9 protein-coding genes are annotated in these 11,407 nt (G+C 63.4%); 6 read left to right on the top strand and 3 right to left on the bottom strand.

Going from position 1 to position 11,407, the window contains the following annotated elements:
• Nucleotides 1–254: 254 nt before the first annotated feature.
• Nucleotides 255–713: an antitoxin Xre-like helix-turn-helix domain-containing protein gene (locus QZY48_RS28070; protein WP_295436947.1), complete on the top strand. Its 459-nt coding sequence runs from the start codon at nucleotides 255–257 to the stop codon at nucleotides 711–713.
• 34 nt (nucleotides 714–747) lie between these two features.
• Here the strand turns inward: QZY48_RS28070 and QZY48_RS28065 are convergent, their stop codons facing one another.
• Together QZY48_RS28065 and QZY48_RS28060 are read right to left on the bottom strand one after the other, a co-directional pair.
• Complete coding sequence (locus QZY48_RS28065) at nucleotides 748–1,167, bottom strand: HEPN domain-containing protein (RefSeq protein WP_157817749.1); 420 nt, start codon at nucleotides 1,165–1,167, stop codon at nucleotides 748–750.
• Nucleotides 1,157–1,477: a nucleotidyltransferase domain-containing protein gene (locus tag QZY48_RS28060; RefSeq protein ID WP_295436946.1), complete on the bottom strand. Its 321-nt coding sequence runs from the start codon at nucleotides 1,475–1,477 to the stop codon at nucleotides 1,157–1,159. The genes QZY48_RS28065 and QZY48_RS28060 overlap by 11 nt, the downstream gene beginning before the upstream one ends.
• Nucleotides 1,478–1,742: 265 nt before the next feature.
• On the opposite strand from QZY48_RS28060, the gene QZY48_RS28055 reads away from it, so the two are divergent.
• From QZY48_RS28055 to QZY48_RS28035, 5 genes are all read left to right on the top strand, one after another.
• Nucleotides 1,743–4,154: a DEAD/DEAH box helicase family protein gene (locus tag QZY48_RS28055; RefSeq protein WP_295436945.1), complete on the top strand. Its 2,412-nt coding sequence runs from the start codon at nucleotides 1,743–1,745 to the stop codon at nucleotides 4,152–4,154.
• Nucleotides 4,151–5,398, top strand: a complete 1,248-nt coding sequence (locus tag QZY48_RS28050) for a restriction endonuclease subunit S (protein WP_295436944.1) — start codon at nucleotides 4,151–4,153, stop codon at nucleotides 5,396–5,398. Before QZY48_RS28055 ends, QZY48_RS28050 begins: the two co-directional genes overlap by 4 nt.
• Before the next feature lie 551 nt (nucleotides 5,399–5,949).
• Nucleotides 5,950–7,758, top strand: a complete 1,809-nt coding sequence (locus tag QZY48_RS28045) for an N-6 DNA methylase (RefSeq protein ID WP_295436943.1) — start codon at nucleotides 5,950–5,952, stop codon at nucleotides 7,756–7,758.
• A gap of 174 nt (nucleotides 7,759–7,932) precedes the next feature.
• Nucleotides 7,933–9,888: an HIRAN domain-containing protein gene (locus QZY48_RS28040; RefSeq protein WP_295436942.1), complete on the top strand. Its 1,956-nt coding sequence runs from the start codon at nucleotides 7,933–7,935 to the stop codon at nucleotides 9,886–9,888.
• A 451-nt stretch (nucleotides 9,889–10,339) separates the two neighbouring features.
• On the top strand, nucleotides 10,340–11,008 hold the full coding sequence (locus tag QZY48_RS28035; protein WP_295436941.1) for a GGDEF domain-containing protein: 669 nt from the start codon (nucleotides 10,340–10,342) through the stop codon (nucleotides 11,006–11,008).
• 112 nt (nucleotides 11,009–11,120) lie between these two features.
• Here the strand turns inward: QZY48_RS28035 and QZY48_RS28030 are convergent.
• On the bottom strand, nucleotides 11,121–11,407 hold a 287-nt coding region (locus tag QZY48_RS28030; RefSeq protein ID WP_295436940.1), incomplete at its 5' end, for a hypothetical protein.

Genomic DNA, 11,407 nt, shown 5'->3' with positions numbered 1-11,407 from the left:
GGGTCAGTTCGTACAAGGCCAGGAACCGTTCACGGGTGCGCGCATGGGCCGCCGTCAACGCTTCAACCCACAGCTCCTCAGGGGTTTGATTCCACTTGGCGAGATCCAATTTCAGCATACACTTAACGCCTGGCTTTGTGGGTGGCCTCACCGCCTGACGAAATTCCGGGTGCGGGGCTCAACCTTAGCACAAAACTACACGTTCCGCTCTGGACGCGGTTTAGCTGCCATCTGGCCTTTTTCGGAGATGATCCATGTCCCCCGCAGTTGCACTATCGGCTACGCCTTCCCTCGCGGTCGATGACCTGCTCGGCGGTCAGCGCGTCCTGGCCGCCGTCCCACACTCGGCGCTCGACTGGGTGGCGGTCATCCGCCGCGGCATCCCCGCCGCCGCCGTGGATGCCCTGACCAGACTGACCCACCTGTCCCAGGCCGAGTTGGCGAGCGCCGTGGGCATTCCCGAGCGTACCCTGGCGCGGCGCAAGCGCGAGGGCAGGCTCAACAGCGAGGAGTCGTCCCGGCTGCTGCGTCTGGCCCGCGTGGTGGCGCGCGGTGAGGAGGTCTTCGCTGGCCTGGACGCGACCATCGATTGGCTCAAGTCGATCAATGCCTCGCTCGGCGGAGTTACCCCGCTGAGCTTGCTGGATACAGACATCGGCGCCGAGGGCGTGATGGATACCCTGGGGCGTATCGAGCACGGCGTCTTCGCCTGATGATCCCGGCGCAGATCCCGACCTCAGCATCAGCCTATCGCTCCTTGACGTCTGCCGGAATCTGCGCCAAACCCCAAGCGACGACCCGACCCGCCAGGGTCGCCGCCTCTCTCGCCTCCTGACGGCTTACAGGTTCGTCCTCGCCTGGATAGCGGGCAGCGACTGCATAGCGGGTCAAGCTGCTGGCTTCGATCACGTCTTGCGTATCGGAGAATCCGGCCTTTTCGCAGAGCGCCAGGAGGGCGCCGATCGCGTGTGTGTGCGGGAAATCTATCTGCCGCAGGACCAACAGCGCCTTGAGCAATTTTTCCACGGCTTGTTGTGCATGAAATGCCACGATTTCCGGTGCGATACGCTCGTCATCGGTCAGCGACGCGACGGACATGTCGGCCTGTGCCCGTCGCAGCCACTCGGCTACAAGATTGCCGACGACTTCGTCAGGTTCATCTGGCATACAGCACCTTACCCTCACGCAACGCCGGGCGCACGACGGTCCCGACGACATCGCGATGAGCCAGAACATAGTCCGAGCGCGTTACCACGATATCCACGGGGATGCTCAAGCCCGCCAGTGCGCGATAAATCCGTCCGGACTCGGCCCGCGGCGACTCAACCTCGTCCTTGACGACCAAGAGGTCGAAATCGCTATCCGGTGCGGCATCACCGCGCGCCTGCGAACCGAACAAGATGATCCGTCGCGGGTCGCTGACCGCCACAATGCGGCGAACGATTTCGCTCAACTGGTCTTCATCTGCTTGATCCACCTTAAAATGATCTCCGAGGGTTCATCGTGGTCAGGTTCGCCGCCGCCGGGTGCCAACGATGGCACAGTTGGTCAGGCATTGCCAAGGACGTAGCGGCCGCAGACCGGGCGGGCCGGTCGCCGGCGCAGGCCGCGTGAGCCCGCCGGCGCCGCACCCCGGTGCGATCCCATGCCGCTTTGCCGCCGCGTGCGATATATTGACCGAAGAACCGCGACCCCCGTCGACACCCCGCCCACCGACCTCACCCAGCAGGACGCCTCACGCCATGGTCCCACCCGCCAACCGCCGCAGCGAGGCCGATACCCGCATCGAACTCATCGATCCCGCCCTGCGTCGGCGTGGCTGGCTGCAAGAGCAGGGCATGATCAAACGCGAGGTCTGCGCCGGCACCATCGAGATCATCGCCGGCAAGCCCCGCCGCCGCGCCCAGGGCCGGGTCGACTACACGCTGCGCATCCTGGCCGGCGGCGCCGGTCAACCGTTGGCCCTGGCCTTGGTCGAGGCCAAACACGAGGGACTGCCCCCCGGTCACGGGATGCAGCAGAGCCGCGGCTACAGCCGCGCCAAACGCCTGAACGTCCCCTTCGTCTACGCGACCAACGGGCACCTGTTCGTCGAGTTCGACCGCTTCACCGGCCGGATCAGCCAGCCGCGGCCGATGGCCGAGTTCCCGACCCCGGAGGAACTGCGCCAACGCTACGAGGCCGGCATGGGCTTCGCATTGACGGATGCCGCCGCCCAACCGCTGCTGCAACCCTACCCGGGTGGTGAGGACGGCCGCCGCTACTACCAGGACGCGGCCATTCGCGCCACCCTGGAGAAGATCGCCCACTGCGCCAACACCAATGATGCCATACGCGCCCTGCTCACCATGGCCACCGGGGTGGGCAAGACCTTCATCGCCGTCTACCTGCTGAAACGTCTGTCGGATGCCGGGCAACTCACCCGCGCGCTCTTCGTCTGCGACCGCGACGAGTTGCGCACCCAGGCCCTGGGCGCCTTTCAGGCCGTCTTCGGCAGCGACGCCGCCGAGGTCAAGCCCGACGGCGCGGGCGGCAACCAGGCCCGCAACGCACGCATCCACATCGCCACCTACCAGACCCTGGGGGTCGACCAGGACGGCGACGCGAGCTTCCTGAACACCCACTACCCGCCGGACTGGTTCAGCCACGTCGTCATCGACGAATGCCACCGTTCCGCCTGGGGCCAGTGGGCCGCGGTCCTCACCCGCAACCCCAACGCCGTGCACATCGGCCTCACCGCCACCCCCCGTCGGCTACGGATCGGCAAGCCCCGCGGTGCCATCGATCCCGCGGTCGCGGCCGAGATCGACGAGGCCGAACAGATCACCGCCGACAACCGCAGGTACTTCGGCGAACCGGTCTACGAGTACGATATGGCCCAGGCCATGGAGGACGGCTATCTGGCCGTGTGCCAGATCGACAAGGGCCGCGTCAACCTGGACCAGACCGGCGTCACCATCGCCCAGATCATGGCGCGCCACCCGCGTGATGCACTCACCGGCCTGCGGGTGAGCGAGGCCCAGGTCCGCGCGCGCTATGAAGCGCCGAGCTTCGAGGACCGCGTCATGCTCCCGGACCGGGTCACCGCCATGTGCGCGGACCTGTTCGATTACCTGCTCGCCACCGGCGGCCCCGAGCAAAAGACCGTCATCTTCTGCGCCCGCGACAGCCATGCCGATGCCGTAGCGGCCGCGATCGGTAACCGCTATGCGCAGTGGTGCAAGGAGCAGGGCCGCAAACCGGTCGAGGACTACGCCTTCAAGTGCACCGCCGCCAGCCAGGGCAGCAAGCTCCTGGCCGACTTCCGCGGTGCCAACAGCCGCTATTTCATCGCCGCCACCGTCGACCTGCTCAGCACCGGGGTGGACGTGCCGCGGCTGCGCAATGTCGTCTTCTTTCGCTATGTGCACTCACCCATCAGCTTCTATCAGATGGTCGGCCGCGGCACCCGTATCGATGAGGCGAGCGGCAAGCTCATGTTCCATGTCTATGACTACACCGACGCCACCGACCTGTTCGGCGCCGAGTTCATCACCGACCCACGCACGCCCGGCGATGGCGATGGGGATGGGGGGGCCGATCCGGAGCCGGTGATCGTGGTCGATGGCTTTGACGTCAGCGTCGATGGCAAGAACCGCTACGTGCTCGGGCAGGAGGACGGCCGCGATCAGCCGATACTGCTGACGGTCTACAAGCAGCGCCTGGCGACTCAATTGCTTGAGCAGGCCCCGACCCTGGCCGACTTCCGCGCCCGCTGGGCCGAACCGCAGGAGCGCCGCGCCCTGATCGACAAACTGGTCCGCGGCGGCCATCCCCCCGCCACGCTGCGGGCCGTCGAGCAGATGGCCGACTATGACCTCTATGATGTCTTGGGGGATTTGGGCTTCCACATCAGACCCCGCACCCGCCAGAACCGGGTCCAGGCCTTCCTGATCAAGAACGAGGACTGGCTCGACGGCCTGCCGCCCCAGACCGCGGCGGCCGTGCGCGCCATCGTCGCGCAGTTCGAGCATAGCGGGACCGAGGGGCTGGAATCGACTCATGTATTCGCCTCGCCGGCCTTCGTGGCGGCGGGCGGGTTTGAGGCGCTGGAGGCCGGGGGAGACCCGGCGGCCTTGGTGCGGGAGGCGAAAGAGAGGATGTTTTCAGCGTGATTGAATTGGATGTGGAGACACTCCCGGACGGCTGGCGTCTGGTGCAGATTGGCGATGTTGTTGCAACGGTGCAGGCCGGTTTTGCGTCTGGAGCAAGAGACGAAAATGGGGCAATACAGTTGCGCATGAACAATGTAAACACGACTGGTCACATTGACTGGAAAGAGTTTATCCGCGTGCCGACTGATACGGCACTACTTGCCCGCTATACTCTGGAACCAGGGGATGTTGTTTTCAACAATACGAACAGCACAGAATTGGTCGGAAAGAGCGCCTTGTTTCTTGGTCATACAGAACCTGTAGTTTATAGTAACCACTTTACGCGGATGCGCGTGCAATCTGATTCCTGTGATCCGCTGTTCTTTTGCTTCTGGTTGAACCACCTTTGGCAAAAACAGATCTTTCGGAACATTTGTGATCGCTGGATCGGTCAAAGTGCGGTTAAGTTCGATAAGCTCAGTGCGCTGCCGATTTTTCTTCCGACGCTGTTGGAACAACAGCGCATCGCCCAACTGCTCAAGACCAAGCTCGCCGCCGTCGAGCGGGCGCGGCAAGCCAGCGCGGCACGGCTTGATGCAGCCCGTGCTCTGCCGGCTGCCTATCTGCGAGAGGTATTCGAGAGCGAGGACGCGATAAATTGGCCCATATCAACGCTTGGGGATTTGGCCCAAGTGATTGGCGGCATGCAAAAGACGCCGCATCGGGCGCCGAATAAGCACAGCAGGCCCTACTTGACTGTACGCAACGTTCAACGCGGATACCTCGATTTGACCGCCGTAGAGCGCTTTGAGGTAACCCCAAGGGAAGTTGAGCGTTATCGGCTTGAGGATGAAGACCTGCTCATTGTGGAAGGGAATGGTAGTCGCGATCACATCGGGCGCAATGCCCTTTTCATCGCGGACGGACAAGAGTGGGTTCATCAAAACCATGTTATTAGAGTGCGCCTTGATAGAGATCTCTGTAGTCCGCAATTTGTCAGTGCATACCTAAACAGCGATGGAGGCAAACAACAGATGCTGGAAAAGGCGGAAACGACCAGTGGGCTTTATACCCTTAGTACGGGTAAAGTGAACAACTTGTTAGTCCCATTACCGCCATTGCCAGAACAGAAACGACTGGCTACCCTGCTAGCGGTGCGCCGGAAATCAACGGAGACAGCGGAGGAGCTAATCAATAAGCAATACACGGGGATAGCAACGCTGTCCGGAGCGATCCTTCGCCAAGCCTTCTCCGGTGCCCTATGACCTTGGCGCTATCCGCAACTTTGCAAAAGAGAAGAGTCTCACGCAGAGACGCGGAGACGCAGAGAAGAGAATGTCTTGATTTTCTCTGCGTCTCCGCCCCTGTGCGTGACACCATTCTTCTCGTTCCCCGGCGCGGCGATCAACTTCTCGTTCTTGACGAGCTTGGCGCCTTGGCGTGATCATTCCTCTTCTTCTTTGCGTCTTTGTGTCTTTGTGAGAGAATTCTTATGCTTCCTGGCGCCTGGTGTGATCGTGACCGCGCTCGTGGCGGGCGCCGGTGGTCACCCCGGGCCGCACAGCGGCCAACACAGAATTATTCTCTCACAAAGACACAGAGGCACGGAGATCCGGAAGTGCCTTTCTCCGTGTCTCTGTGTCTCCGTGAGAGATTTCTTGTTCTTCTCTGCGTCTCTGCGCCTCCGCGTGATCCCTCTTTCCCCTTGGCCCCGGTTCCGGACGTCGGGTTACGCGGCGCCAACCCGACCGACGTGTTCTCTTCCTGGCGCCTTGGCGCCTTGGCGTGAGACCTCTTTCGCGATATAGGTAATGACATGGCCAAGCAGGCCCCCAACGGCAAGCGCCTGGCGAGCCGTCAATCAGTCGACCAGGCGGTCAAGGCCATCTGCGACATCATGCGCCGCGGCAATGTCACCAGCGCCGTGCAATATGTCCCGGAACTGACCTGGATCCTGTTCCTGCGCGTCCTCGACGAGACCGAGCAGCGCGAGCAGCGCGAGAGCGCCATCCTCGGGCGCAACTTCCTGCCGTCACTCACGGCGCCGTACCGCTGGCGCGATTGGGGCGCACCGGACGGCACCCAGCGTCGCGCGCTGGAGGGCGAACGACCAGGCTTGTTCTTTAGGTTCGTGAACGAGGAGCTTTTGCCGCACCTCAAGGCCCTCGAAACCCAGCCCGAGGCCAGCGTGCGGCAAAAGCTGATCAGCGAGATCATGCGCGGTGTGGAGCGCACCCGCATCGACACCGAGAAGAACTTCCGCGACGTGCTCGACAAGGTCCATGAACTGCGCAACGAGCGCATCGATCAGACCCAGGTCTTCGCCCTGTCACAGGTCTATGAGGGCCTGCTGCTCAAGATGGGTGAGAAGAACAACGACGGCGGTCAGTTCTTCACCCCGCGCGTGGTGGTGCGCGTGGTGATCGAGGTCCTAGACCCGCGCATCGGTGAGACCGTCTACGATCCCGGCTGCGGTACCGGCGGCTTTCTGGCGGAGGCCTATCAATACATGCTGCGCGCCCTGGATGCCGGCACCGGCAGCCCCGATGAGCGCGAGCAACTCAAGGAACAGACCTTCTACGGGCGCGAGAAGGAGTCGCTGATCTATCCGGTCGCGCTGGCGAACCTGGTCCTGCACGGCATCGACCACCCGCATATCTGGTTCGGCAATACGCTGACCGGTGAGAGGGTGTTCGGCGACCTGTTCGCTGGGGCTCCGCCGACCTTCCAGGTGGTGGCGACCAATCCGCCCTTCGGCGGCAAGGAGGGCGTCGGCGCCCAGGACCACTTCGACTACAAGACCGGCTCCACCCAGGTGCTGTTCCTCCAGCATGTGATGAACAGCCTGGACCCGCGGGACGGGCGCTGCGGCATCGTGGTCGACGAGGGACTGCTGTTCCGTACCAACGAGGACGCCTTCATCAAGACCAAGCGCAAGCTGCTCGATGAGTTCGACCTCTGGTGCATCCTGAGCCTGCCCGGCGGGGTCTTCACCCAGGCCGGCGCCGGGGTAAAGACCAACCTGCTGTTCTTTCGGAGCGGGCGCCCGAGCGAGCGGATCTGGTACTACGACCTGTCGGATATCAAGGTGTCGAAGACCAGGCCCCTGACCCGGGCGACCTTCGAGCACCGGATGGTGCCCCGCCTGGACACCGCGGGGCTGCCAGTCACGGATGACCAGGAAGCGGCGATCGAGGACGATTGCGGCTTTCTGAAGCTGCTCGCAACCCGTGCCGACAGCCCCTTCAGTTGGACGCTCGATCTTGCCGCCCGGCGCGACCAGCTCAAGGCGCAGGCGCAGCCCTACCGCGACCAGGCGCTGACCAAACGACGCGAGGCGGCCCCCTTCGGTGAGCGCCTGCAACAGCTCAAGGCGACTTCGCGCAAGGACCAGGACGAGGCCGCGATCACCGCGGCGCAGGCCCGCTTCGGCGCCCTGACCAAGGAGGCCCGCACCCTGGAGGGCAAGGCCGACGACATCGAGAACCAGCTCTACGACCTCAAGGCGGTCAATCCCAATCGGTCGGCCGACGGCGATGCCCGCACCCCCGCCGACCTCTTGGATTTCATCGAGCAGAAAGGCCGGGAGATCGCCGCGGTGCTGGCGCAACTGCGCGGGCCTTGATCTTCGTTCGGCTCGACGGCGATCGGTCCGCACAGCGGACCCTACGGTGGCGCCGTCCCCGTAGGGTCCGCTGTGCGGACCAGCAACCTCGCGGTGGGTGGTGTGGCCGGGATTATGATCCAGGCCATCTTCCTAAGCACGCCCCAACCCCTTTCGCCAACATGAGTCACCGGGATGAAGCAACCAATCGAGCCCGAAGCCGCGGGTAAGGGCGGCCTGGTCCTGGTCGATGCGTGGGTCGCAGGCGTCTTCTATTACGACGCGCGTGGTGTCGCACAGCGGCTGGGCGATGGGTACCCCCTGTCATTACGTCGTGAGCCGAACAACCCACACGACGGTAATGCAGTCGAGATCCTGAGCGCGGACGGAGTGAAGCTCGGCTATGTCCCGCGCCGGCTTAACGCTGGAGTGGCGCGCCGCCTGGACGCCGGGCTCACCCTGAGCTGCCACGTCGTGCACGTCGATCAGGAGGGTCCCCAGCTTGGCATCCGCATCAAGATCCTTTCGCTTGCGCCTGGGGATACGCCGGACGCTGCGGCGCCTGCGGATATGGAGCGCCCACTCTGCCGGACCCTGGGCCCGCCTTACCAGGCCAACGCCCTGGCCAATGCCCTGGCCAACGCCCGCCGCGGATTTGGGGCGGGTAAGGGCCTCGTGGGTTATCGGAATCTGGACGACGCCTTGAACTGGGCGCTCGATCTCTGGGCGCTACGGCATCCCGAACAGACCGGCAGGCCCGTGGGTTGGGTAAACCTGTTCCATGACTTCATGCAGGGCTGGACTGACCCCTTGCGCCGTCGGGTCGGCCTGTTGACGCTGGTCATGCACTGCCTGCTGGACGAGGCCCCACCGGTCGCGGACCCCGCCGTGCCCGACAACGATTGGCGGCTGTCCGTTGCACTCACGCTCGCGGCGTGGAAGCGGCGACACCTCGGGGATCCCGCGCCGGCGCTTGGGGCCGGACCCGGGACCCGCCCGATCGATCGGTTGGATTGGGCCTTCCTTTCGGAGATCTCGGCAGTCACTGCAATCCTGAGCAGTGATCCGGCGGTCTGTGCCCCTACGCCCCGCGCCGAACGTTTGCCGGCCGCCCGCCGTGAGCAGGTGTTGCGATGTCTCTTCCGTTGGTTGAGGCTGATGGACGACCACGAACGCTGCGGCCTGATCCCGGTCAGCCGGATGATGGTGGTGCGTGCCCTGAGCTGGGATACGGCACTGACCATCGGGCTGCAGGTCGCCGCGCTGCGGGAGGCCCTGGAGTGCATCCCGCGCAATCCACAAGAGGAGACGCAGCGCCGCGAGGCAGAGTTGAAGTGGCCGGATTTGTTTCCGCCCCCGCCGGTTCCCTACGCCGAGCTGCGCCGTTTGATCGAGTACGCTATCGAGTTGATGGAGACCGAGACCGGATCGGCCGATGAGTTGTATGCACTGGCCGAGCACCTGCGCCGTCTCCAACCGCACAGCAGGCGCTGCCACCGCCGTCGTGTTCGGACGGCCGGAAACACGGATCTCTACCTGGTCGAGTGTTTCGCCCGCAACGCTGCGGCCCGGACGCCCGATCCGTACGCGACGATCCGGCTGCTGACGGTGTGCGTCCCATACCGGCGCCTGAATCGGCTGCGGCTCCATGACTTGGAGCGGATCGCCGACCTGTTGTCCCAGCGCTATTTCGGCGTGTCTCACCAGATGCTGCGCAATGCGTTGCCGCCGCCCGCGTTCGCACAGTCACGGTGCCCGAGCGACGCTGTCTGGTTATGGCGTGACAATGGGCCGATCGTCCCACCCTGGGTCACTCCTCATGCGCTCGCCGGCTATTGGTCGGCCTTCGTGCACTGGGTCACTGTGGTACCCGTCGCCTGGTCCGATCCTCTGAACCGGGAATCGTATCGGCAGGGGCTGCATCTGCGTACCCAGGTGCGCGAGCAAGTGCTGTTGTGGCCCAGACGTGTCGCCCGCCGCGTGAGCCTGGCGCTCGATACGGCAGACTTCGATTTCCTGTCGAGTGCCCAGCCGTCGCCGCATGTCTGGGGTGAGGCTTGGGAGCAGGCGTACGGGCATTGCCCGGCAACACACTGGTGGTATTACCGTGTTCCTGTTGGGTACCAGGTTGAGGTCAACGGACTCGCCTAGCATGACATGCCGCAACCCACACCTCGCCCGTAAGCCCCCGCAGCTGTCGCCAATCTGTGCCGAAGCCGAAGTCGGGACAGTTCGGTCAAGGGCTTGGCCGAGCGGCTCAAGGGGTGCTCGCCGTCCTGGGAGCTGGGTTCCCGGTCGCTTCTTGTCGTCCCGCGATTCCAAGATTGTGTAAGAATTGTCCGTACGCCTTCGGTGCTGTCGTCCGGCTGAAGCCTCGACCTCCGGTTCGGGCTTGATGGCCCAGGATCGCGAGGCGTTGGCCGGTCACGCGCCCGCTGGCGGGCCTCGTCGCGGCGGATCACTGCGCAGTTTTCCCGAGCGGCAATGCTGTTTTTGACTGCGATGATGAGCCAGGCCGTGGCGCCGGCGGCAGGTCATAGGCCCGGCTGGCGTCCGGAGCCGGTATCCGAACAGTGACGATGCGACACACGAGGGAATGTCGATGAACACCACGACCAGGCCCCAGCCGGATCCAAGGGATCGTATTTCCCTGGCCTATGACTCGACCCTGGCCGCGACGACGCGCTTCGGCAGCGTCCTGACCGCCCTGGGTATCCTGTCTTTCCTGTTATGGTACTGGCTCGCTGGTTACCCGCGACCGGTGCTCTGGGCCGGCCTGGCAGCCTTGTTGGTGGTACTGCCCGGTTGCGCGCTTGCCTATTATCGGGAGCGCTACCGGTTGGCCGCGCACCTGACCATCCGTCCCAACAGCCTCCTGGTCTTCGACATCGATCATTTCAAAGAAATCAACGATACCTATGGTCATGCGGTTGGGGATCAGGTCTTGCGCTGGTTCAGCATGATCTGTCGGTGCAACTTGCGCCAGGGTGATATCCTCGCGCGCATCGGGGGCGACGAGTTTGTCATCTTTCTGCCCGCTACGGACTCAGCCGCCGCGCTGGGTATTGCCGAACGGCTGTGTGAGGAATTATCGTCAACCGTCGCTCAGACGCTTCCCGCTGATATCCGGATCACCAGCAGCATCGGCCTGGCGTCGCATTCCCGGCAAGCCGACATCGAACTGGAAACGTTATTGAAGGCGGCCGATCATGCCCTGTATCAGGCCAAACGCGACGGGCGTAATCGCGTCTGTGTCGCGGCGACGGTGTAGCGGCGGCGCATCCTGCGCATTAGCGTAGCCGTCGCCGTCGCTGTCTCCCTATTGGCATGAAGGGCTTGCTGCAGGAAAAGCCCACTGCGGTAAGGCCGTGGGCCGTCGTGGATCACTTGATCCGTTCCCATGTGCAAATCGACACTACTGATTCTTCAGGCGTGACATGGTGGTAGTGTGAAAGAATCTTGTCTTTACTCGCGATTTTTCCGTCAACGATACCATTTTCATCGGTGCAGTGTATGTTTTCGTTGTCGTAGTCAACCGCACACACCACCTTTTCCGTTAACTTCGCGGATCTCTTTGTTCCGTGAAATAGTCGGCCCTCCTGCTTGGTAAATTCATATTCCAAAGCCAAGTTATAAAATTCCTCGTGACTTCCGTGTGACTTGGGATTAG

Source organism: uncultured Thiodictyon sp. (assembly GCF_903828115.1).
Taxonomy (GTDB): domain Bacteria; phylum Pseudomonadota; class Gammaproteobacteria; order Chromatiales; family Chromatiaceae; genus Thiodictyon.
This window is presented reverse-complemented; position numbering and strand designations above follow the sequence as displayed.